We start from the raw sequence: 22,111 nt of genomic DNA, 5'->3' as shown, positions 1-22,111 counted from the left end.
AACATTAGCGCATTAGCTGCCGAGCCAGACCGTCGCGGATACCGCAGGCAGCGCCAGCACGCCATCCTGAATCGTCGCTTTGCCCTCTTTGTTCGTCCACTTCGCCACCTTAAGCAGCGGCGAATCATCCAGCACCACTTCGCAGGCCTCGCCCCGGTTAATCGCCACCAGCACGCGCTGCTGGTTATAGACGCGGACAAAAACCACCACGTTATCGTGGGCGTACGCCACCTGGCAGCCGCCGTAGCGCAGGGCGAGACTCTGTTTGCGCAGTTTCGCCAGCCGCTGGTACAGGCTAAACAGCACCTTGTCCTGTTTCTCTGCCTCCCACGGGAAGGTTTTGCGGCAGAACGGATCGTTGTTGCCGTCCAGCCCCACTTCGTCTCCGTAGTAAATGCACGGCACGCCCGGCCATGTGAAGAGCCAGGTGACCGCCAGCGGCAGACGCGCCACATCCTTGCCGAGCAGGGATTTAAAGCGCGCGGTGTCGTGGCTATCGAGCTGGTTAAACATCCGCAGCTGCTGCTGATGCGACAGGCCAGCGCGATAGTTATCCATCCACGCTGCGCAGGTTTCGGCGTCAATATGGTTCGGATCGTAGGAGATATCGGTGTTAGCCAGGAATCCCCACAGCGGGAAGGTAAAGCCGCGATAGTTCATCGCCGCATCTTCGGCATCGTTTTGCAGCCACTGGCGCGCGTCGCCAAAGTGTTCGCCAAAGACAAACGCCTCCGGCTGGGCCGCTTTCGCCGAACGCGCGATCCCGGCCACGTGCTGAAGGTTATTTCGCGCCCCGCCCGCTTCACCGAGCATATGCACCACGTCCAGACGCCAGCCGTCCATATTCCACGGTGCCTTCAGCCAGTGGCGGACGATGCTGTCTTCGCCTCCGTAGATTTCATTCACGAGCGTTGGCGACTGGAAATCCAGTTTAGGCAGGCTCGGGTAGCCCAGCCAGTCCAGCGCGCGCCCCTCCTCGTTAAAGCTGTACCAGTCGCGCTGCGGCGAGTCCGGATTATGGCACGCCCCGCCCATCGACTGGTTATGACGGTCAAACCACGCGTGCGAATCGCCGCTGTGGTTGAACACGCCGTCCAGGATCAGGCGCATCCCCTCTTTTTGCGTGTTCTCACGCAGGCGCAGCAGCGCCTCGTCGCCGCCAAACTGCTCATCAACGTGACGATAATCCTGGGTATCGTATTTATGTACGCTCGGGGCTTTAAACACCGGGTTCAGGTACAGCGCCGTCACGCCGAGTTTTTTCAGGTACGGCAGCTTTTCGCTGATGCCGTCGAGATCCCCGCCGTAGAACGTCGAGCCGCCCGCCTGCGCCGTCACCGGTTCATCCCATTTTTTCAGGATGATGTCGTGACCGGCAGCATGATGGTAATAGACCTTGTCCTGGTCGGCGGTGCGTTTTTCGCTGCGCGCAAAGCGGTCCGGGAAAATCTGGTAAAAGACCCGATCGTTAACCCACTGCGGGCCGTTATCCGGATAATCCACGGCAAACTGCTCCAGCCGCGCGGGAGGGAAACGGCTAAATCCCTGCGGGGTAAACCACAGCTGGCGATTGTTCCACAAAAGCTTAAAGCTGTAACGGCGGCGCGGCTGCCCGCTGCGCAAATCGATATTCGCCCGCCACGCCGTAATCCCCGGCTGAGGCTGGCTGCGCAGCTTGTGCATTTTCAGCCCGGTCTCTTCGTTATCAATTTCGGCGCGGAGCGTCACGCGTTCCGGCTGATTTTCCCCCGCCAGCCAGAGCGTAATCACAAGGTTGTCTTTGTTTTGCTTAACAAATGGGGCAACCGGAAGGTGCCAGGCGTTTAACATCACGAATCCCCTCTGATGAAATTGACGTCACCTTGCCACAGGGTGGTTAAGGTTAGCTCACCATGACGAGATTTATTGGGGGAGGAGGACGGGGGAGGAGGCATCAGTGCAGCCTGATGCCCTCACCCTAGCCCTCTCCCACGGGGAGAGGGAAAATGGATATTACTGTGCTTCCGCCAGCTGGCGGTCACGGCGGCACTTAAACACCCAGCCGATCAGCAGCAGAACGATCCACGCGCAGCCCACGTACAGGGAAATGCGGGTATCCGGGTGGTAGCCAATCAGGCCAATGATAAACACCAGGAAGATCAGCCCGACCACGGTCGTCGCCACCCCGCCCGGCACTTTAAACTTCAGCGCTTTCGCCTCATCCGGCGATAGACGGCGGCGGAAGGCAATCTGCGACAGCAGGATCATGATCCACACCCACACGGTCGCGAAGGTCGCCAGGGACGCAATCACCAGGAATACGTTCTCCGGCATGATGTAGTTCAGGTAAACCGAGAACAGCAGCGCCACCGTCATCACCACTACCGTCACCCACGGCGTGCCGCGACGTGAAGTTTTGGCGAACACCTTCGGCGCGCTGCCCTGCTCCGCCATGCCGTGCAGCATGCGCCCCACGCCAAAGACGTCACTGTTGATCGCGGAAAGCGACGCGGTCAGCACCACAAAGTTCAGAATGCTGGCAGCAAAGGCAATGCCCATATGCTGGAAGGTCAGAACAAACGGGCTACCGTTGGTACCCACCTGGTTCCACGGGTAGATGGACATAATCACGAACAGCGTCCCCACGTAGAACACCAGAATACGCATCGGCACAGAGTTGATGGCGCGCGGAATGGATTTCTCCGGATCTTTCGCTTCCCCGGCGGTGATACCGATAATTTCGATACCGCCGTAGGCGAACATCACCATCTGCAGCGACATCACCATCCCGAGCCAGCCGTTGCTGAAGAAGCCGCCGTTGCTCCAGAGGTTATGGATGCCGGTCGGCTGGCCGCCGTTGCCAATCCCCCAGATGATGATCCCGAAACCGGCCACAATCATGATGATGATGGTCGCGACCTTGAAGAAGGAGAACCAGAACTCCAGCTCGCCGAACACCTTCACGCTCATCAGGTTGACGGCGCAAATGAGCAACACCACGCTCAGCACCCAGATCCAGTGCGGCACCGCCGGGAACCAGACGCCCATGTAGATGCCGAATGCGGTTACGTCGGCAATCGCCACAATCAAAATTTCAAAGCAGTAGGTCCAGCCGGTGATAAACCCAGCCAGCGGGCCGAGGTTTTCCTGCGCGTAGCGGGAGAAGGAGCTGGCAGACGGGTTGTGAACCGACATTTCGCCGAGGGCGCGCATGATGATATACGCCGCCACGCCGCCGATGATGTAGGCCAGCAGAACGCTTGGACCGGCCATTTTAATGGCATCTGCCGAGCCATAAAAAAGACCGGTGCCGATAGCAGAGCCCAGCGCCATAAAGCGGATGTGGCGCGTGCTCAATCCACGTTTAAGTTTGTTAGTGCTTTCCATTTAAATCTTGCCATTCAACACGAAAAAAACAAAAAACCACGGGGCCTTAAGCCCCGTGGTTAAACAGTTTGTTGCCGTTGATTAATGAGCGTTCGATGCGACCTGACGCCCTGCAGCACGGTCCCAGATAACCGCCAGAACCAGTGCAACAACGGTAGGCATCAGCCAGGCCAGGCCCTGCTCGGACAGCGGCAGACGCTGTGTCCAGGCTGGCAGAATTTCAGCGAACGCTGATGCTTTAATCCCGTCAAGGATACCAAAAATCAGGCTGATAAACATGGCTGGGGCAATAATTCGTGAGGAGTTATGCCACCACGGACGGGTGAAGCTCAGCACCACCAGCACGATGCATGGCGGATAGATCGCCGTCAGCACCGGAATAGAGACCTGAATCAGGTGGCTCAGACCGAGGTTAGACACCGCCATGGAGAAGATACCGAGGATAAACACCAGGGTACGGTAAGAGAGCGGCAGATACTGCGCAAAGAACTCTGCGCAGGCGCAGGTCAGGCCAACCGCGGTGACCAGACACGCCAGGAAGATCAGCGCCGCCAGCAGCATGCTGCCCGCCCCACCGAAGGTGTGCTGAACGTAAGCGTGCAGGATAGCCGCACCGTTCGCGTTCTGATCGACCAGCATCGCGCTATCGGAGCCCAGGCGGAACAGCGCCAGATACAGCAGCGTCAGGCCCACACCGGCCATCAGGCCAGCCCAGATGGTATAACGGGTCAGCAGGCGCGCTTCAGTCACGCCGCGGGAACGCGCGGCGTTAACGATAACGATACCAAACACCATCGCGCCCAGCGTATCCATCGTCAGGTAGCCGTTCACAAAGCCGTTAGAGACGCGGCGTTTTTATAGGCATCCATCGCGTCGCTAATCGGGCCGGCTGGCCAGATGATAGCTGCCACGGCCAGCACGATCAGCGCCACAATTTTCAGCGGCGCCAGGAAGTTACCGACCGTGTCCAGCAGCTTGCCCGGATAGAGGGAAACCAGAATCACGATGGCGAAATAAATCAGGCTGTAGATGAACAGCGGCATAGCGCCGTCGCCGGTCAGCGGGGCGATGCCCACTTCGAAGGAAACGGTCGCGGTACGCGGGGTGGCAAACAGCGGACCAACGGCCAAATAGCAGACGGTTGCCAGCAGAACGCCAGCCACTTTGCCAATCGGGGTGCTGAGGCTATCCACGCCGCCACCGACTTTCGCCAGCGCGATAACTGTCAGTACCGGCAGACCCACGGCAGTAATCAGGAAACCAAACGCGGCGGTCCAGACGTGTTCACCCGCCTGTAAGCCAACCATTGGAGGGAAAATGATGTTGCCTGCGCCAACGAACAGCGCAAATGTCATAAAGCCCAGCGCGATAATGTCACGCGATTTTAAGTGATGGGTCATAAAACCTTACTGCCTGTGGATGTGGTGTTGAAAACGTTGAGATTTTCGATTTCCCTGACGGGACGATACAGCCGAAAATTTGCTCAATTTCAGCGGGAAATGCTCCCGTCCTGGCGTGGAGAAGAATAGTTTTTCGATTTACCACGCAAATACAGTCGGTCTGACAGTATCTGGGGGGCAATTTAAACGCTTATAACGTTTAAAGGCAAGGAGGGATCGCAAAACCAGAACAATATGCCAGTATGAAAACGCACACCAGAACAATGCGCTAATTATAGGAAAAACCCATGGCTAATCATGCGAACAAAAAACAGCCAACCGTATAAAATTCACACGCGTTTCGCTTGACTGCAAAGCAAACGGGCCAGCGATTGCTGACCCGTGGAAAGGTAAAATGACACGCCTGCCGTCAGGCGCTCTTTTTGGCAATTAATCGTTCCGGGATAACGAAACTGAAGCGGGTTCCCTTACCCAGGGTACTCTGGATATCAAGACGGCTTTCATGGTGATTCACCGCGTGTTTCACAATCGCCAGCCCCAGGCCGCTCCCCCCCGTCTGCCGCGATCGCGCTTTATCCACCCGGTAGAAGCGCTCGGTCAGGCGCGGAATATGCTCCGGGGCGATCCCCGGCCCGTTATCCTCCACGCTAAACTCGGCGCCTGCCGGCGTATGCTGCCAGCGCACCACGATATCCGTCCCTTCCGGCGTATGGTTTACCGCGTTGTACACCAGGTTGGAGATGGCGCTACGCAGTTCATCCTCGCTGCCCAGCACCTTCAGCGTATTGTCGACGTCAAAGGTCAGCTGATGTTTTTTATGGCTTAACGTCTGCGCTTCACGCTCGACGACGCGCAGCATCATGGGCACATCAATGGTGTCATTCAGCGCAAGCGACGGCGCCGCTTCAATCTTCGACAGCGTCAGCAGCTGCTTCACCAGCCCTTCCATACGGTGCGTTTGCTCGCGCATCGTATGCAGCGCTTTTTCACGCGGCGCTCCTTCCAGGGTTTGCTCCTGCATCATCTCCAGGTAGCCCTGCAGCACGGTCAACGGGGTGCGTAGCTCGTGGCTGACGTTGGCGAAGAAGTTACGACGCGCCCCTTCCAGCTGGTGCATCTGGGTCACGTCGCGCGCCACCATCAGCCACTGGCGATCGCTGTAGGGCATCACGCGGATTTCCAGATGGCGACCGTTATTCAGCTTCAGATTGTGGGGACGGGTGAAATCACGCTTTTTCAGATACAGCGTGAACTCGGGATAGCGCAGAAGGTTGAGGATATTCTGACCATTATCGTCCGGCCAGCGCAGGCCCAGCAGCTGTTGCGCAAGCCCGTTACACCAGAAAATAGTTCCTTCTTCTGTCGTCAGAATCACCGCATCCGGCAGCGACTCTGCGCCGCTGCGAAAGCGTTTGATCAGGCTTCCCAGCTCGCGGCGGCGCTTTTTATTGCGCATCTGCATCTGATGCAGGCCGTACAGCAGCGGCTCCCAGCTGCCGCTTCCCGGCGGCGGCGTCATACTGCGGTCAACCCACAGCCACCAGGAGAGACGCAGCAGGTTCCAGAAATGCCAGACTAACAGCCCGGTGACCGCCGCCAGCAGAAACCACGGCAGGTGCCCAATAATGGCCCCCAGAAGGAGGGCCGGAATACAGCATAAGATCAGTTCAAAGACGAGCCTTTTCCATGACAGACGTTCCAGCACGCGTCACACTCCTGTCATTGTTCAGAAACGGGTCGAGAAACGATAACCCGTGCCGCGGACCGTCTGTACCATGCGATCGTGGCCGCTCAGTTCCAGCGCTTTTCGCAGGCGGCGGATATGTACGTCAACCGTCCGGTCTTCGACATACACGTTAGTTCCCCAGACGTTATTCAGCAACTGCTCGCGGCTGTAAACGCGTTCCGGATGGGTCATAAAGAAGTGCAGGAGTTTAAATTCGGTAGGCCCCATGTCGAGGGGATTTTCGCCGGTCATCACGCGGTGTGATGTTGGATCAAGGCTCAGGCCCTGCATCTCGATCACCTCTTCCACCGCCATCGGCGAAATACGGCGCATGACGGCCTTAATGCGGGCAACCAGCTCTTTCGGAGAGAAAGGCTTGGTTATGTAATCGTCCGCGCCGGTCTCCAGACCGCGCACGCGATCCTCTTCCTCTCCGCGCGCCGTGAGCATCACAACCGGAATGTCGCGGGTTAGCGCTTCACGCTTCAGGTGTTTGATAAACTGCAGTCCGGAGCCGCCGGGCAACATCCAGTCAAGCAGAATCAGATCGGGCCAGGGTTCATTCAGCTGGTTCACCGCGCTGTCATAATCTTCCGCTTCAACCGGCTGGAAGCCATTTTGTTCGAGCACGAAGCACACCATTTCACGAATTGGAGCTTCATCTTCTACGACCAGAATACGTCTCGCCATACTTTGCCCTGTCTTATCTTATTTAAGTTACAAGTTTGTAATGCGGCGCCATTATGCGTCAGATTTATGACAGATTTATGAAAAACAGTACCACTATAAATGGCAAACTGTTGTTTTATTACAGCGGTTATTTTCCTCTCCCTGACAGTTTATAATCGCCCGCATCGTTTTTCGCCACGGATCTCCTATGCGCATACTTCACACCTCGGACTGGCATCTGGGTCAAAATTTTTACAGCAAAAGCCGTGCGGCTGAACATGAAGCGTTCCTGAACTGGCTTCTGGAAACGGCCCAGGCGCACGAGGTGGATGCCATTATTGTGGCGGGTGACATCTTTGATACCGGTTCGCCGCCGAGCTATGCGCGCGAACTGTATAACCGCTTCGTGGTGAACCTGCAGCAGACCGGCTGTCATCTGGTGATTGTCGCCGGTAACCATGACTCCGTTGCCACGCTCAATGAATCCCGCGACATCCTGGCGTTTCTCAATACCACCGTGGTCGCCAGCGCCGGGCACGCGCCGCAGATCCTGAAAAAACGCGACGGATCGCCGGGCGCGGTACTGTGTCCGATTCCCTTTTTACGCCCGCGGGACATCGTGCAAAGCCAGGCGGGACTGTCGGGCGCGGAAAAGCAGCAGCATTTATTACAGGCCATCACCGACTATTATCACCAGCAGCACGCGGAAGCCTGCGCCCTGCGCGGTGAACAGGCCATTCCGGTCATTGCCACCGGGCACCTCACCACCGTCGGGGCCAGCAAAAGTGACGCGGTCCGCGAGATCTATATCGGTACGCTTGATGCCTTTCCCGCGCAAAACTTCCCGCCCGCGGACTACATCGCGCTCGGGCACATTCACCGCGCCCAGGTCATCGGCGGCTGCGAGCATATCCGCTACTGCGGTTCCCCTATTTCGCTCAGCTTCGATGAAACCGGCAAAGCCAAATCCGTACATCTGGTGAGCTTTGATGAGGGCAAACTCAGCGCCGTCGAGACGCTGGAAGTGCCGGTCACCCAGCCGCTGGCGGTGCTGAAGGGCGATCTTGCCGCGATTACGGAACAGCTTGAGCAGTGGCGCGGCGCTGAGCTTAACCCGCCCGTCTGGCTGGATATTGAAATCACCACCGATGATTACCTGCACGATATGCAGCGGAAAATTCAGGCGCTGACCGAAGAGTTGCCGGTAGAGGTGCTGCTGGTGCGCCGCAGCCGCGAGCAGCGCGAGAAAATTCTGCTCGGCGCCCAGCGCGAAACGCTCAGCGAACTGCGGGTAGAGGAGGTATTTGAACGCCGCCTGTCGCAGGAAGAGATCGATGATGCGAAGCGCGTCAGGCTCAACGAGCTGTTCAGCCGTACCCTGCACGCCCTCAATGACGAGGAAGAAAACGCATGAAAATTCTGAGCCTGCGCCTGAAAAATCTCAACTCCCTCAAGGGCGAGTGGAAAATTGACTTCACCGCGGAGCCTTTTGCCAGCAACGGCCTGTTTGCCATCACCGGCGCAACCGGCGCGGGTAAAACCACCCTGCTCGACGCCATCTGTCTGGCGCTCTACCACGAAACGCCGCGCCTGAATAAGGTCTCTCAGGCGCAAAACGACCTGATGACGCGCGATACCGCCGAGTGCCTGGCGGAAGTGGAGTTTGAGGTGAAAGGCGTCGCCTATCGCGCCTTCTGGAGCCAGAACCGGGCGCGCAACCAGCCGGACGGGAACTTGCAGGCACCGCGCGTGGAGCTGGCCCGCTGCGAGGACGGCAAGATTCTGGCCGACAAGGTCTCGGATAAGCTGGAGCAAACCGCGGCGCTCACCGGGCTGGACTACGGCCGTTTTACCCGCTCAATGCTGCTCTCGCAGGGGCAATTTGCCGCCTTCCTGAATGCCAAACCGGCCGACCGCGCAGAACTGCTGGAAGAGCTGACCGGCACCGAAATCTACGGCCAGATTTCCGCGATGGTGTTTGAGAAACACAAAGCCGCCCGCAGCGTGCTGGAAAAATGCGAGGCGCAGGCGGCGGGCGTCGTGCTGCTCAGCGAAGAACAACAGCAGCAGTTGCAGCAAAGTTTGCAGGCGCTTACTGACGAAGAGAAAACCCTGCTGGCCCAGCAGCAAAGCCAACAGAAAGATTTTCAGTGGCTTACGCGCCATGACGAGCTCTTGCGGGAGCAGCAGCGCGTTGCCGCCCTGCAGCAGCAGGCGCAACAGGCGCAGGCGAACGCGGCGCCGGAACTGGCAAAACTCCAGCTTGCCCAGCCCGCCGCCCAGCTTCGTCCGCTCTGGGAGCATCAGCAGGAGCAAACCGCACGTCTGACGCAAACCCAGCAGCGAATTAAAGAAGTAAATACTCGCTTACAGGCCAAAGCCGCACTGCGCGCGCGGATCCGCAATACCGCCCTGCGTACCCATGAGCGGCTACAGGCCGAACTGACGGCGCTGGCGCAGTGGCTGGCGGAAAAAGAGCGTTATCGCCTGCTGGGCCAGGAAATTGCCGGCTGGCGCGCCCAGTTCTCACAGCTCAACCGCGACAAAAGTCAGCTCGCCGCGCTTGCTGCGCGGATGACTGAGCTTCGTCAGAAGCTGGCTGAGATGCCGGAAAATACGCTGACGCTGACGGCGGATGAGGTCAGCGCGGCCATGGAGCAGCAGTCCCGGTCCCGCACGCTGCGCCAGCAGCTGACGTCGCTGCATGCCCGCTATCAGCCGCTGCAAAAGCGCCTGAGCCAGAACGGTGAAAGCGTGCAGAAAGCCCAGGCGGAGCAGAGCAAGCTCAATGAAACCCTGGCGCTGCGCCGCCAGCAGTACAAAGAGAAACACCAGCACTATCTGGATCTGAAAGCCCTGTGCGAACGTGAAGCGACGATTAAAGATCTGGAAAGCTATCGCTCACAGCTTGAGGCAGGCAAACCCTGCCCGCTGTGCGGCTCCCACGAGCATCCTGCCGTGGAGACCTACCGGTCGCTTGAGCTAACGGACAACCAGCGTCGCCGTGATGCGCTGGAAAAAGAGGTCGCCGCGCTTAAAGATGAAGGCCTGCTGGTGCTGGGACAGGTTAATGCCCTGGCTCAGCAGATCCAGCGTGAGACAGACGAAGCGCAGGCCTTGTCTCAGGAGGAGCAAGCGCTCACTAAAGCGTGGCTGGAGGCCTGCGAGTCCTTGAATATTACATTGAATATTCAGGAGGATATCGCGCCGTGGATGAACGAGCAGGAACACTACGAGCGTCAGCTTTATCAGCACAGCCAGCGTCTGACCCTGCAACACCAGCTGAGCGAGCAGGAAGCGCAGGAACGCCAGTATCAGCAGCAGCGCACGGCAACGCGCCAGGCGCTGGAACATACCCTGCTCGCGCTCTCGCTTAGCGTTCCCGAAGAGGGCAATGAAGCCGACTGGCTGCACGCCCGCGAAGCGGAATTTGCCCAGTGGCAGGAGAAGCAAACGCAGCACGGCATGCTTCAGGAACGCGTGAGCGCGCTGAAGCCGCTGCTCGACACGCTTCCGGAAACACACGGCGAAGAGGCTGAACCGGCCATTCCTGATGACTGGCGCGACGTCCATAATGAATGCGTGTCGCTGCAAAGCCAGCTCGCCGCCCAGCAGCAGCAGGAAGCGCTGGAGCGCGAGCGACTGCAGCAGTCGCAGACGCAGTTCACCGCGGCGCTCTCCGCAAGCTGTTTTGCCGATCGGGACGCGTTCCTTGCCGCGCTGCTGGATGACGACGCTATTCGCCGCCTCGAACAGCTGAAACAGTCGCTGGAAAACCAGATACAGCAGGCCGCGGCCCTTTCCGGCCAGGCTAATCAGCAGCTGCAGGCGCACCTTGCGCTGCGCCCGGAAGAACTTGACGCGGATGCGTCTACCCTGCAAAGCCAGCTGCAGCAGCTGGCGCAACGGCTTCGTGAGAACACCACGCATCAGGGCGAGATCCGCCAGCAGCTTAAGCAGGACAGCGATAACCGCCAGCATCAGCAGGCGTTAATGCTGCAAATTGAAGAGGCCGCGCGCCAGGCCGACGACTGGGGCTATCTTAACGCGCTGATCGGCTCCAGCACCGGCGACAAGTTCCGCAAGTTCGCGCAGGGGCTGACGCTGGATAACCTGGTCTGGCTGGCTAACCAGCAGCTTAACCGCCTGCACGGGCGTTATCTGCTGCAGCGCAAAGCCAGCGAGGCGCTGGAGCTGGAAGTGGTCGACACCTGGCAGGCCGATGCGGTGCGCGATACGCGCACGCTCTCCGGCGGCGAGAGCTTCCTGGTCAGCCTGGCGCTGGCGTTAGCGCTTTCTGACCTGGTAAGCCACAAAACGCGGATTGATTCCCTGTTCCTCGATGAGGGCTTCGGCACGCTCGACAGTGAAACGCTGGATACCGCGCTGGATGCGCTCGACGCGCTGAACGCCACCGGGAAAACCATCGGGGTGATTAGCCACGTCGAGGCGATGAAAGAGCGCATTCCGGTGCAGATCAAGGTGAAGAAGATCAACGGGCTGGGGTACAGCAGGCTGGACAGGGAGTTTGCGGTGGGGTGAATGGTGGAATGGTGCGGTCTGGAGCCCTCTCCCACGGGCCTGAGGGTTCCCCACAAAATAATGCCGGCACGGACGACCCCCTCTCCCTTGAGGGAGAGGGCTGGGGTGAGGGGGAACATACGGCTCTGGTGGTCATTCCGTTCACTTCACGTTCCTTGCTACTCTGTGAGGACATGACCGGTGAACGTGCCAGGGCGGCTCAATCGCCACCGCCCTGGCGACCCGGGCTCCCGGCGGTAAATCGCCGCTCCGCGGTGCCCTTAGCTTATTCCTTCAGGCTATCGGGTCGGGCATGAGCCTGCATCCCTGCAGGCCACGCCCTCTCGGCGCATCCCTGCACCTCGCCCCGGCCTTACGGAAACGCTTCGGCGATTTACAGCCGGACCAGGGCATCGCTGAAAGCCTTAACTCGTTCTGAAACAACGTTATTGCTTCTGCTTATAAATTACTGGGGATTCCTCAGCCCACGGGGAGAGGGTAAAAACATCAAAAACAGCAACTTGCGTTGCTTTTTTGCGTCTATTCCGGCCACAGCCACGCCGCGCCGCGCACGCCGCTGGAGTCGCCGTGGACGGCTTTGCGGATCGGGGTTTCGCACTCGCCGCCGAAGACCCACTGCTTAACCAGGTTCGGTACCGTGGCGTACAGCCGGTCAACGTTGCTCATGCCGCCGCCGAGCACAATCACGTCCGGATCGAGAATATTCACCACGTGCGCCAGCGATTTCGCCAGACGCATTTCGTAGCGGCTGAGCGCCAGTTCGGCCACCGGATCCTGTTCTTCCACCAAACGCATAATCTCGTTCCCCTTGAGCGGCTGGCCGCTCAGGCGGTGGTAGTCGGTCGCAAAACCTGTGCCGGAGATAAACGTCTCAATACAGCCCTGCTTGCCGCAGTAGCACGGCACTTCAGCGCGGTATTTGAGTTCATCTTCATCCATCCACGGCAGCGGATTGTGTCCCCACTCGCCCGCCGTGCCGTTGCCGCCGATATGTGAACGTCCGCCAAAGGCCACGCCTGCGCCGCAGCCGGTACCGATAATCACCGCAAACACGGTCTGCGCCCCGGCTGCCGCGCCGTCGATGGCCTCAGAGACCGCCAGGCAGTTGGCGTCGTTAGCCAGACGCACTTCCCGTTTCAGGCGCGCGCTTAAATCTTTATCAAACGGCTGACCGTTGAGCCAGGTGGAGTTGGCGTTTTTTACCACCCCGGTATACGGTGAGATCGACCCCGGGATCCCCATTCCGACGCTGCCGGTTTGCCCTGTCGCCTGCTCGGCCATCTCAACCAGTTGGGCAATCGTCTCGATCGTCTGGTGATAGTCATCGCGCGGCGTCGGCAGACGGTGGCGGAACAGCTGTTCCCCCTGCTCGCTCAGTGCGATGACTTCTGTTTTGGTGCCGCCCAAATCAATCCCAATGCGCACAAGACTCTCCTCATTATTTTGATTATCAACAGAGTAGAAGCACGCTTCCCGATTAGCAATGCAAGCGATGCGACAATTCGTTATCATGCCCGCTGATTTAACGACAAGGCCGTGGAAATTATCATGCTGTGGTTCAAAAATTTGATGGTTTACCGTCTCAGCCGCGACGTTTCGCTGCGCGCAGAAGAGATGGAAAAACAGTTAGCCGCTTATAGCTTTTCCCCTTGCGGTAGCCAGGATATGGCGAAAACCGGTTGGGTTCCGCCAATGGGTTCACAAAGCGATGCACTGACCCACGCCAGCAGCACGGGTCAAATCATCGTCTGCGCCCGCAAAGAAGAGAAAATTCTGCCCACGCCGGTGGTTAAGCAGGCGCTTGAAGCAAAAATTTTCAAGCTGGAAGCCGAGCAGGGCCGCAAGCTGAAAAAAACCGAAAAAGACTCGCTGAAAGATGAAGTTCTGCACTCTCTGCTGCCGCGCGCCTTCAGCCGCTTCAGCCAAACGATGATGTGGATCGATACCGTTAACGGGCTGATCATGGTGGACTGCGCCAGCGCCAAAAAAGCGGAAGACACGCTGGCCCTGTTGCGTAAAAGCATCGGCTCTTTACCGGTCGTACCTCTGGCGCTGGAAACGCCGATTGAGCTGACCCTGACCGAGTGGGTCCGCAGCGGTACCGCGGCGCAAGGTTTCCAGATCCTGGACGAAGCCGAGCTGAAAGCCCTGCTGGAAGATGGCGGCGTGATCCGCGCGAAAAAGCAGGATCTGGTGAGCGACGAGATCGCCGTACACATTGAAGCGGGCAAAGTGGTCACCAAACTGGCGCTCGACTGGCAGCAGCGTATTCAGTTCGTGATGTGCGACGACGGCTCCGTGAAGCGTCTGAAGTTCTGCGACGAGCTGCGCGATCAAAACGAAGATATCGACCGGGAAGATTACGCCCAGCGCTTTGACGCGGACTTTATCCTGATGACCGGCGAGCTGGCCGCGTTAATTCAGAATCTGGTGGAAGGTCTCGGCGGCGAAGCGCAGAGATAATTTCCCCTCACACTGCTCCTCTCCCCAAAGGGGAGAGGAAAGAAGATTATTTCAGGTAGCGGCAGAGATAAGAGGTCGGTTCAGCGACCTGTAAATGAAATTCGCTGTGGCCAGGGACGTTGAAAACTTGCCCGGCAGCGTAAACTTTCCATTCCGTTTCACCCGGCAGTAAGACGTTCAGCGCGCCGCTGACCACCGTCATCTCTTCCGCTTCCGCCGTGCCAAAGGTGTATTCCCCTTCGGCCATAACGCCCACACTGGCGCGGCCAGTGCTGCTGCTGGTAAAACCGATGGATTTTACTTTACCGGAAAAGTATTCGTTACTTTGAAGCATGAACTGGCCCTTATATTCAGAGATAAAAATTCACTATAGGGGCCATGCTCATCACCTGTCACGCAAAATCATTACGTCAGAAGCTCTGAGGCCAGGCGAGCCATCAGAACGTTGGACAACAGCACCGGCACGTCCAGCGCCTTTTGCAGTAAATCCCGGTGATGCTGGTGGAAACCAAGACAGTCCAGAATCAATACATCTGCCCCTCTCTCCAACAGCTCCTTCCCGGCGGCAATGAGTTTAGCCTCGCTGTCCCAGAAGGGGTTTGCCAGGGCATACAGGGGCGTTTTTTCGAGCACGTGCCATTTTGCTTCCTGGTTGTCCATGAGCTCCTCAATGGGGACAATTACCCCCACCTGATGCCCGTCAACAATGGAGGCCACCAGAGGAGGAATAATGCGCATCGGCTCAAGCAAAATTGCATTGCGCGCAATGAGTCCCTTAATGGGGGCGGTGCTCATCAGCAAAATAACGTCATATTGTTGATTATCGAGTACTTCTATTACTGCCTGCAGCGAGCGCTCTATTTTCTGTCGAGAAACATGCGCCAGTTTACCGTCGCTTAATAACGTCGCCAGGGGATCCTCCCCCGCCTCTACAGCGTAGTCTTCCATGACCTCTTCCCGACTCATCTTACCCAGCAGGCTGAGATGCGTGATCTGTTGTTCAGATACATGCTCGGTTAAGAGCGGTAACACTTCGCTTACAGGGACCACACCAATGGTGAGGATCGCCAACGTTGCCTTCATTTTCTTCGCCTTCCATCACTACAAAAACGTGTACACAGGTACAGGCTCACTACGCTGTACAGTTCGTTTTTTCAACAAAACAGCACCAAGCGTAGCAGGCGATCTCTGCCCCGAAATGTAAAGATCGCCTGCCGGTAACGGAGCTACCTGTAATAACTAAATATTAACTCCTGCTTAACATTTGCGATGAGTAAAAAGTGTGATTCAGGCACGGTATTGGAGCGTTTAGGAAAACATTCACGACTTTTCGGGATCTTCGTAGCGCCGTTTGGCATCCAGCGCTTCCTGTTCAGTCTCATGTTCACTGATCAGCGAGTCCGGTTTGGGGTGATCGGCACGCAGCTGGTACCAGGTCACGGTCTGGTCGCCATTGCCTTTTTCAACGGTAACGATACGTGCTTCGCGCGGATAGGGAGGTCTGGTTGGCATAGCTCATCCTTTTTTTATGTCTGAGCTATCAGTATAGACGGCGCTTAGCTGGCACACGCCAGACGCAGGGCGGTAATAATCTGAATTACCACATCTTCCGGGGCCGCAGAGGCATCCACGACATGGTGCGCCGCTTCACGATAGAGGGCATCACGCTCGGCCAGCACTTCGCTCACCTCTTCGCTGAGCGGTCGTGACGTCAGCGCCGGGCGTTGTCCCTCTTCAGGAAATGCCTCAAGGCGCCCTACCAGCGCCGCCACCGGCGCGCAGAGATAGATCACAATGCCTTTTTCGCGCATAAAGTGACGATTACATTCGGCCAGAACAATGCCGCCTCCCGTCGCAATGACGGCTGACGGCGTGGTGACCGCTTTCAGCGCGGCCGTTTCGCGGGCGCGAAAGCTTTCCCATCCCTCTTGCTCCACGATGTCGGCGATGGTTTTGCCGGCTTCGGTCTGCAGCCAGTGGTCGGTATCAACAAACTGACGATGACACGCGCGTGCCAGTTCCACGCCAACGGTGGTTTTCCCACAGCCGCGGGGGCCAACTAAAAAGATGGGTTGGGTCATAGCCAGGTGTTCCCCTTGATGCCGAATGGCTGAAGAGTGTAAAGAAATAATTGCAGAAGATGTGTCGATTACTTTACTGCAAAGCGGTACGGGATGACAACCCTGTGGAGGCCACACTGTACCACATATTGACAATAATTATCATTACGCCGTACGGCGCTTCACTTCCAGCAGCCATTTATCCAGTTCGGCAGCAAACTGCTGGCGATCGCGCTGGGACAGGCTGTCCGGTCCACCGGTCTGCACGCCGCTGGCCCGCATCGTATCCATAAAATCACGCATGGTGAGTTTTTCCCGGATGGTCGAAGGCGAATAACGCTCGCCGCGCGGATTGAGCGCCGCCGCCCCTTTCTCAAGCACTTCCGCCGCCAGCGGTATATCGGCGGTGATGACCAGATCCTCCGCGCAGCACAGACGAACAATTTCATTATCCGCCACGTCGAACCCGGCTGGCACGCGTAAAGAACGGATGAACCGCGAAGGCGGGACGCGAATATTCTGGTTCGCAACCAGCGTCAGCGGCATCTGAACGCGCTCGGCGGCGCGGAATAAAATCTCTTTAATCACATTCGGACACGCGTCCGCATCAACCCAAATCGCCATGTTGTCTCCCCATAATGACTCTGCCGACTATTGTCGCCTGCATTTCGTTGTTAAGCTATCAATCAGAGAAAACAACGCATAATGACGGAGAATCATGATGGACAAGAAAATCGGGTTTATCGGCTGCGGTAACATGGGCAAAGCCATCCTGGGCGGCCTGATCGCCAGCGGGCAGGTTCTGCCGGGTCAGATTTGGGTCTATACCCCGTCACCGGAGAACGTCGCCGCATTGCGCGATCAATACGGGATCAACGCCGCCGAAAGCGCGCAGGAGGTGGCCCAGGTTGCCGATATCGTCTTTGGTGCCGTTAAGCCGAACATCATGATCAAAGTGTTAAGCGACATTACCTCCAGCCTGAATAAAGAGACGCTGGTCGTGTCGATTGCCGCAGGCGTGACGCTCGATCAGCTGGCGCGCGCGCTGGGCCACGATCGTAAAATCGTCCGCGCGATGCCGAATACCCCTTCACTGGTCAACGCCGGTATGACCTCCGTTACCCCTAACGCGCTGGTGACCTCAGAAGAGGTGGCGGACGTGCTGAACATTTTCCGCTGCTTCGGCGAGGCGGAAGTGATTGCAGAATCCATGATCCATCCGGTGGTCGGCGTGAGCGGTTCAGCCCCCGCGTACGTTTTCATGTTTTTAGAAGCGATGGCGGACGCCGCCGTGCTTGGCGGCATGCCGCGCGCGCAGGCGTATAAATTCGCCGCGCAGGCCGTCATGGGCTCCGCCAAAATGGTGCTGGAGACCGGTAAACACCCGGGTGAACTGAAGGATATGGTCTGCTCCCCGGCCGGTACCACCATCGAAGCGGTGCGGGTGCTGGAAGAGCGCGGGTTCCGTTCGGCCGTCATCGAGGCGATGGCAAAATGCATGGAAAAGTCAGAGAAGCTGAGTAAATCCTGATATCTGGTCGGGCGTCAGGCGGCCACTTCGGTGCGGCCGCGCCCGGCATTTTTCGCCTTGTACAGCGCCACATCTGCCGCCTTCAGCCATTCCCGATAGTGCACAAACTGCGGCCCCCAGGGAGCCACGCCCACGCTGATGCGCAGAGGCTCTTTCGGCGCGCACGGTAACGACAGCGTTTCCAGCCGCGCGTGAACCCGCGACATGACGGCGATGGCGCTTTCAGCGGCAGTCTGGGACATAATCACCGCGAACTCATCCCCGCCAAACCGGCCTATCGCATCGCCCGACCGTACCGACATCTGAAGCTGGCGGGTGATGGCCACGATGGCCTTGTCGCCTGCGTCGTGCCCCCAGGTATCGTTGATGTTTTTAAAGTGGTCGATATCAATCAGCAATATCGTGGCGGTGCAGTGGCTCCGGCGACAGTGCTCAAATTCATTGCGCAGCAGCATCTCCCAATGTCGGCGGTTAAAGACCCCGGTCATACCGTCACGGGTGCTCATCATTTCCAGCCGCCGCTTATGTTCCGCCAGCCTGACGGCCGTTCGATGGCTAAGCCAGGCAAACAGCATGGGATAAAGCATAAGGATGGGAAGCGTTAAGCCCCACTCCAGCGCCCCCGGATTAAAGGGCACCGCACTGCCAACGAGGGGTAATGTGACCAGCACGGAAAGCGCGGTGAGCGCCACCCCCGAAATAAACAGACGGCAGCCCCCTGAGCCCATCATATTTATTCCCACCATCATCACCAGCGCTGCCGCAGGTAACGCATAAATTCCCATCACGCCAATCCAGAGCCCGGCGACAATGGCATCCGTCTTAAGGTTGAAGATCTCCTGCTGATGAGGTGAGGCGGCGCGGCAGGATAACTGCCAGGCAAAATGCGGCCAGATGAATGCCCACCCCACCAGCAACAACCACCAGCCGCCAGGTAAAAAACGGCTGACCAGCATCTCCGCCACGGGGAAAAACATCGCCGCCAGCCCGACAACGCGGGCCAGCCGGGCTCGCCTGGCAAACTGGATGCCGGTACGGTAAGGGTCATCCTGAGAAAGGGTTAAACTCCACTCTCCCCGAATGCGCTTTTTATTGTAATAAACGTCATCATTCATCATTTTTGGGAATATTCTGAAACATTTTCCCAAATTATAGAGAGGGGGTCTGCGGGGAAAGTATGAAATTTCGGGTGAGCCGCCGGAGCCGCTCACCCGTTAGAACTACACTTTTTTCTTCAGGCAGGCACTCATGAACTTGCTGCGATCGTCACCCTTGAGGGACTGTTCGGTCGCTTTCGCATTACACTCGCGCATTTTTTGCTGCTGCGGCGTCAGGCTTTTTTCACCGGGTTTCGCGGCGCCGTTTTTCAGGCAGTCGCTCATGTAGGTTTTACGTGCATCCCCCTTCAGACTCTGGGACGTCGCCTGTTGATTACAGGTGGTCATGCGTTGCTGTTGCGGCGTTAATGTTTTTTCTTCCGCGTTCGCCGAGGAGAACAGGAACAGGCCGGAGAACAGAGTAACCAGTAATGTCGTTTTCATTGCACCATCCTTTTGTGAACATTCCCTGTAAGTCTGGTTCGTGACGGGAAAAAAACCACCCGGCAGATGTGATTTCCGCCGGGAATTTATCATTTCAGATCCAGCGCGCAGGAATTGGCGGTATCGGCATAAATGGCCGGGGTAATTAACAGCGGTTGTAACGCGATAAAAAGCGCGCTCTGTTTCAATTTAATTACTTCATGTACAAATACAAAAATAAAACAGAGCGACTCAGGCATCCTGCATGACAATCCTATGACATGTCAGTAACGGCTTAACTGCGCGGATGCCTCAACAGCTTCTTTACGTATTGCTGCAGCAACTCGGCATCCTCTGGCGGAACCTGGGTATCGGGCCGTGCCTTATCCAGCGCCCCTTCAATGCTATCGATTAACGCCTGCTGGTCAGATGTTGCCATCTGCCGCAGCAGCGCGGTGACAACAATTTCCAGCGCTTCGACCTGGGCGACCAGCTCTTTCGACTCCTCTTCCTTTTGTGCAAGCTTAACCAGCAACTCAGCAATGAGATTTTTCATCGTGCTATTTCCTTATGGGATTTCCTCTGAAATTAACACCAGGAATGAAATATGCAAAGCGGAGAAAAGTATTATCTTATGCAAAAGTGACATTGCCGCCAAATTAGCGCAGCGATCTTTTCAGCGAAACGTTTTTCTATAAAAAAACGCCGCATTTTGTTATATAAAAATGCGGCTACCATAAGAATATATAATACATCTGGCAATGATTATTTCGCCGATTTCGCCTCCGCTAATTGCCTGCGGCGACGCAGGGCAATAGCCAGCTGGATAATATTGATTAAAACGACAATCGCCGTCGCGGCAAATACCCAGCGAAAACCCGCCATTGCAGAAACGGATGCACCAATAAGCGGACCGGCAACGTTGCCTAAATACATAAACGACTGGTTATAGCCAAAAATACGCCCCGTGACCTGGTCGCTGGAATATTTGACCAGCAGTGTCTGTACGGCGGGCAACATAGCGCCATCCGCAAAGCCGAGTAAAAACCGCAGCACGCCCAGCTGAAGCGGAGAGGTAACAAACGACATGGCGAAAAAGAGCACCACCGCAAAAATCAGCGTCGCCATCAGGATGCGCGCCGTGCCGATCCTGTCGCCCAGTTTTCCCAGACGCGGGGCAGAGATCAGCGCGGAGACGCCCGGCACGGCGGCAATCATGCCGCTGAGAAAGGCGATATTATTGCTGTCCGGCTCCATCGACTTGATAAACAGCGCCAAAATCGGGCCGACCGAACCGTTGCAGAGCTGGATCACCATGGTGGTGACAAACAGGCTAATCACGAGTCCGGGGTAAGGCAGCGAGGCGAAGACGGCCCTGCCGCTCAGGCGCTCAGATTTACTGATAACGGGGCGGCCACCCTCCTTGATAAGAAAGAGCGTAACCAGAAAGCTGATCACCAGCAGGATTGCGGTGATGATGAATACCGCGCGCAGACCGACATGGTCAGCCAGAAAGCCTCCCAGCAGCGGGCCGCCGATAACGCCGCTGATCTGGGCGGTGGAAAGCGTACTCAGCGCCCAGCCGCTGCGCTCGCGCGGCACCTGAGAGGCAACCAGCGCCATGGCGTTGGGAATATACCCGGACGTCAGCCCCATCACCGCCCGCAGGAAAAACAGCTGCCAGACGTTGGTGGCGAAGGCCTGGAGCAGAATAGCAATCGCCATCCCGAGGGAGGCGCGCAGCAGCATCAGCTTGCGCCCTTTCCGATCCGCCAGGCTGCCCCACATCGGAGAGACAATGGCGGAGACCAGAAACGTAACGCTGAACGTCAGCCCGGACCACATGGAGAGCGCTTCGTGGGAGGTGACCCCCAGCTGTGACACGTACAGCGGCAGGAACGGCAGGATCTGGCTGATGGCAAGCCCGGTGAAGAAGCAGCCGAACCAGACCGAGATAAGATTAACTTTCCAGGATTCCATACAGAAATAGTCTTCATTTTTAGGCGAATTCGCCGTCAGATTAGCAAGTTACGCGCCTTAACGTCGCACCAGAGATGCGGCCTCGCTGACTTTGGTGTTTTATCTTCCCAGTCATCATATTTGTGAAATAAGTCACAATTCATCCATTTTCTGGCGGAAGATTATGCTTCAACGGCAGAGACCAAAGCCGCGCATTCCCAGATGAAAGTGGCTGGCGTGCGCCGCGTTATATTCCGGCCCAAGACCGTTTCCGTAGTAGCCGCAGCTTGCCGCCAGCAGAGACTTAAGCCAGGGCTGCGTTTTTGCCGATTTCCAGCCGTTAAGTACCGTAACGCGCTCTCCGTTCGCCAGCCGAAAAGCGGCGATATCCAGCGCCTCTGCCGTGGCATGCTCGCTGCGCCGCGCATCGGGCCGGTGGTAGATATTGCGGCAGGCAAAGCTGCCGAGGTGCTCAATGCGCGTCAGTTCACTGCCGGTAAAGCGTTTGGTCAGGGGCCGGGCCTGCTGGCTGACGAACAGTGCTGAGCTGAGCGCCAGCGGACAGCTGGCAAGAAAACTGCCGTTCAGGCTCACCGGGCCGAAGTCACGCACGCGCACGACGTTGTTCAGCGGGCATTCCCCGCCGCTGTCAGCGACCGCCTGGGTGCGGATCAGTTTTTTTTGATTAGCCTGCGCTAACAGGCTCGCGCAGGCTTCGGGCGTTAAGCGCCGCAGCTTATACTGGGTAATACGGCCAGGCGGGTCGTCCAGGTTCAGCGGCGTGAAAGGGTTGTAGTGAGACGGCAACCAGCGATAGCCCGCGGTTGCGATTGCTCCAAGGATGAAAATGGTCAGCAGCGTTTTTCCTTTCACTC

19 protein-coding genes and 1 pseudogene are annotated in these 22,111 nt (G+C 57.4%); 4 read left to right on the top strand and 16 right to left on the bottom strand.

Translation table 11 applies throughout. The features are described from left to right. Positions 1–12: 12 nt before the first annotated feature. The 5 genes and pseudogenes from malZ to phoB all read right to left on the bottom strand — a co-directional run bounded on the left by malZ (position 13) and on the right by phoB (position 7,182). Positions 13–1,830 (bottom strand): maltodextrin glucosidase, encoded by a 1,818-nt coding sequence (gene malZ / locus USG84_RS15000; protein ID WP_253540902.1) that lies wholly within the window; start codon positions 1,828–1,830, stop codon positions 13–15. A 162-nt stretch (positions 1,831–1,992) separates the two neighbouring features. After that, on the bottom strand, positions 1,993–3,366 hold the full coding sequence (gene proY / locus USG84_RS14995) for a proline-specific permease ProY (protein ID WP_028012135.1): 1,374 nt from the start codon (positions 3,364–3,366) through the stop codon (positions 1,993–1,995). 81 nt (positions 3,367–3,447) lie between these two features. Continuing rightward, a pseudogene (brnQ, locus tag USG84_RS14990) lies at positions 3,448–4,766 on the bottom strand (branched-chain amino acid transporter carrier protein BrnQ). 409 nt (positions 4,767–5,175) lie between these two features. Continuing rightward, a complete protein-coding gene (gene phoR, locus USG84_RS14985) occupies positions 5,176–6,471 on the bottom strand; it encodes a phosphate regulon sensor histidine kinase PhoR (RefSeq protein ID WP_253540899.1) in 1,296 nt (431 codons plus the stop codon). Between the two features lie 21 nt (positions 6,472–6,492). Continuing rightward, a complete protein-coding gene (gene phoB / locus USG84_RS14980; protein ID WP_008503265.1) occupies positions 6,493–7,182 on the bottom strand; it encodes a phosphate response regulator transcription factor PhoB in 690 nt (229 codons plus the stop codon). Between the two features lie 187 nt (positions 7,183–7,369). Between phoB and sbcD the strand changes: the two genes are divergently transcribed. Both sbcD and sbcC read left to right on the top strand, forming a co-directional pair. Then, on the top strand, positions 7,370–8,575 hold the full coding sequence (gene sbcD, locus USG84_RS14975; RefSeq protein WP_151413371.1) for an exonuclease subunit SbcD: 1,206 nt from the start codon (positions 7,370–7,372) through the stop codon (positions 8,573–8,575). Next, entirely contained in the window at positions 8,572–11,703 is a 3,132-nt protein-coding gene (sbcC, locus tag USG84_RS14970; RefSeq protein WP_253540897.1) for an exonuclease subunit SbcC, read from the top strand. Before sbcD ends, sbcC begins: the two co-directional genes overlap by 4 nt. A 519-nt stretch (positions 11,704–12,222) precedes the next feature. Here the strand turns inward: sbcC and mak are convergent. Then, the gene (gene mak / locus USG84_RS14965; protein WP_061099066.1) at positions 12,223–13,128 is read right to left on the bottom strand and encodes a fructokinase; all 906 of its coding nucleotides are present in this window, start codon (positions 13,126–13,128) and stop codon (positions 12,223–12,225) included. Between the two features lie 123 nt (positions 13,129–13,251). Between mak and rdgC the strand changes: the two genes are divergently transcribed. Then, complete coding sequence (gene rdgC / locus USG84_RS14960) at positions 13,252–14,166, top strand: recombination-associated protein RdgC (protein WP_014882739.1); 915 nt, start codon at positions 13,252–13,254, stop codon at positions 14,164–14,166. A 46-nt stretch (positions 14,167–14,212) separates the two neighbouring features. Here the strand turns inward: rdgC and ppnP are convergent, their stop codons facing one another. From ppnP to USG84_RS14935, 5 genes are all read right to left on the bottom strand, one after another. Next, the gene (ppnP, locus tag USG84_RS14955) at positions 14,213–14,500 is read right to left on the bottom strand and encodes a pyrimidine/purine nucleoside phosphorylase (RefSeq protein ID WP_008503270.1); all 288 of its coding nucleotides are present in this window, start codon (positions 14,498–14,500) and stop codon (positions 14,213–14,215) included. 71 nt (positions 14,501–14,571) lie between these two features. Continuing rightward, on the bottom strand, positions 14,572–15,249 hold the full coding sequence (locus tag USG84_RS14950) for an AroM family protein (protein WP_028012129.1): 678 nt from the start codon (positions 15,247–15,249) through the stop codon (positions 14,572–14,574). Positions 15,250–15,486: 237 nt separating this feature from the next. Then, the gene (gene yaiA, locus USG84_RS14945; protein ID WP_003859135.1) at positions 15,487–15,678 is read right to left on the bottom strand and encodes a protein YaiA; all 192 of its coding nucleotides are present in this window, start codon (positions 15,676–15,678) and stop codon (positions 15,487–15,489) included. Positions 15,679–15,722: 44 nt separating this feature from the next. Beyond that, positions 15,723–16,247, bottom strand: coding sequence for a shikimate kinase AroL (gene aroL / locus USG84_RS14940; RefSeq protein ID WP_028012127.1), 525 nt, complete (start codon positions 16,245–16,247; stop codon positions 15,723–15,725). Between the two features lie 144 nt (positions 16,248–16,391). Then, positions 16,392–16,850: a YaiI/YqxD family protein gene (locus USG84_RS14935; protein ID WP_151413372.1), complete on the bottom strand. Its 459-nt coding sequence runs from the start codon at positions 16,848–16,850 to the stop codon at positions 16,392–16,394. 97 nt (positions 16,851–16,947) lie between these two features. Between USG84_RS14935 and proC the strand changes: the two genes are divergently transcribed. Beyond that, complete coding sequence (gene proC / locus USG84_RS14930; RefSeq protein WP_151413377.1) at positions 16,948–17,757, top strand: pyrroline-5-carboxylate reductase; 810 nt, start codon at positions 16,948–16,950, stop codon at positions 17,755–17,757. 14 nt (positions 17,758–17,771) lie between these two features. On the opposite strand, the gene adrA is transcribed toward proC, so the two are convergent. From adrA to USG84_RS14905, 5 genes are all read right to left on the bottom strand, one after another. Continuing rightward, entirely contained in the window at positions 17,772–18,875 is a 1,104-nt protein-coding gene (gene adrA, locus USG84_RS14925) for a diguanylate cyclase AdrA (protein WP_151413373.1), read from the bottom strand. A gap of 102 nt (positions 18,876–18,977) precedes the next feature. Continuing rightward, entirely contained in the window at positions 18,978–19,298 is a 321-nt protein-coding gene (gene psiF, locus USG84_RS14920) for a phosphate starvation-inducible protein PsiF (protein WP_151413374.1), read from the bottom strand. Between the two features lie 274 nt (positions 19,299–19,572). Continuing rightward, a complete protein-coding gene (gene iraP / locus USG84_RS14915) occupies positions 19,573–19,833 on the bottom strand; it encodes an anti-adapter protein IraP (RefSeq protein ID WP_061099070.1) in 261 nt (86 codons plus the stop codon). Between the two features lie 209 nt (positions 19,834–20,042). Then, a complete protein-coding gene (locus tag USG84_RS14910; RefSeq protein WP_061099071.1) occupies positions 20,043–21,257 on the bottom strand; it encodes a multidrug efflux MFS transporter in 1,215 nt (404 codons plus the stop codon). A 168-nt stretch (positions 21,258–21,425) separates the two neighbouring features. Further along, positions 21,426–22,109, bottom strand: coding sequence for an extensin family protein (locus USG84_RS14905; protein ID WP_253540888.1), 684 nt, complete (start codon positions 22,107–22,109; stop codon positions 21,426–21,428). Positions 22,110–22,111 lie beyond the last annotated feature (2 nt).

Source organism: Enterobacter sp. 168J2, assembly GCF_034107265.1.
GTDB classification, from domain to species: Bacteria; Pseudomonadota; Gammaproteobacteria; order Enterobacterales; family Enterobacteriaceae; genus Enterobacter; species Enterobacter nematophilus.
The sequence above is the reverse complement of the archived record's forward strand: the minus strand, read 5'-3'. Positions and strand labels throughout refer to the sequence as shown.

Bases quoted from the DNA above. Each gene is read 5' to 3' on its own strand.
- malZ (WP_253540902.1), bottom strand. From the start codon at position 1,830: ATGTTAAACGCCTGGCACCTTCCGGTTGCCCCATTTGTTAAGCAAAAC.
- proY (WP_028012135.1), bottom strand. From the start codon at position 3,366: ATGGAAAGCACTAACAAACTTAAACGTGGATTGAGCACGCGCCACATC.
- phoB (WP_008503265.1), bottom strand. From the start codon at position 7,182: ATGGCGAGACGTATTCTGGTCGTAGAAGATGAAGCTCCAATTCGTGAA.
- sbcD (WP_151413371.1), top strand. From the start codon at position 7,370: ATGCGCATACTTCACACCTCGGACTGGCATCTGGGTCAAAATTTTTAC.
- sbcC (WP_253540897.1), top strand. From the start codon at position 8,572: ATGAAAATTCTGAGCCTGCGCCTGAAAAATCTCAACTCCCTCAAGGGC.
- rdgC (WP_014882739.1), top strand. From the start codon at position 13,252: ATGCTGTGGTTCAAAAATTTGATGGTTTACCGTCTCAGCCGCGACGTT.
- ppnP (WP_008503270.1), bottom strand. From the start codon at position 14,500: ATGCTTCAAAGTAACGAATACTTTTCCGGTAAAGTAAAATCCATCGGT.
- USG84_RS14950 (WP_028012129.1), bottom strand. From the start codon at position 15,249: ATGAAGGCAACGTTGGCGATCCTCACCATTGGTGTGGTCCCTGTAAGC.
- yaiA (WP_003859135.1), bottom strand. From the start codon at position 15,678: ATGCCAACCAGACCTCCCTATCCGCGCGAAGCACGTATCGTTACCGTT.
- aroL (WP_028012127.1), bottom strand. From the start codon at position 16,247: ATGACCCAACCCATCTTTTTAGTTGGCCCCCGCGGCTGTGGGAAAACC.
- USG84_RS14935 (WP_151413372.1), bottom strand. From the start codon at position 16,850: ATGGCGATTTGGGTTGATGCGGACGCGTGTCCGAATGTGATTAAAGAG.
- proC (WP_151413377.1), top strand. From the start codon at position 16,948: ATGGACAAGAAAATCGGGTTTATCGGCTGCGGTAACATGGGCAAAGCC.
- adrA (WP_151413373.1), bottom strand. From the start codon at position 18,875: ATGATGAATGATGACGTTTATTACAATAAAAAGCGCATTCGGGGAGAG.
- psiF (WP_151413374.1), bottom strand. From the start codon at position 19,298: ATGAAAACGACATTACTGGTTACTCTGTTCTCCGGCCTGTTCCTGTTC.
- iraP (WP_061099070.1), bottom strand. From the start codon at position 19,833: ATGAAAAATCTCATTGCTGAGTTGCTGGTTAAGCTTGCACAAAAGGAA.
- USG84_RS14910 (WP_061099071.1), bottom strand. From the start codon at position 21,257: ATGGAATCCTGGAAAGTTAATCTTATCTCGGTCTGGTTCGGCTGCTTC.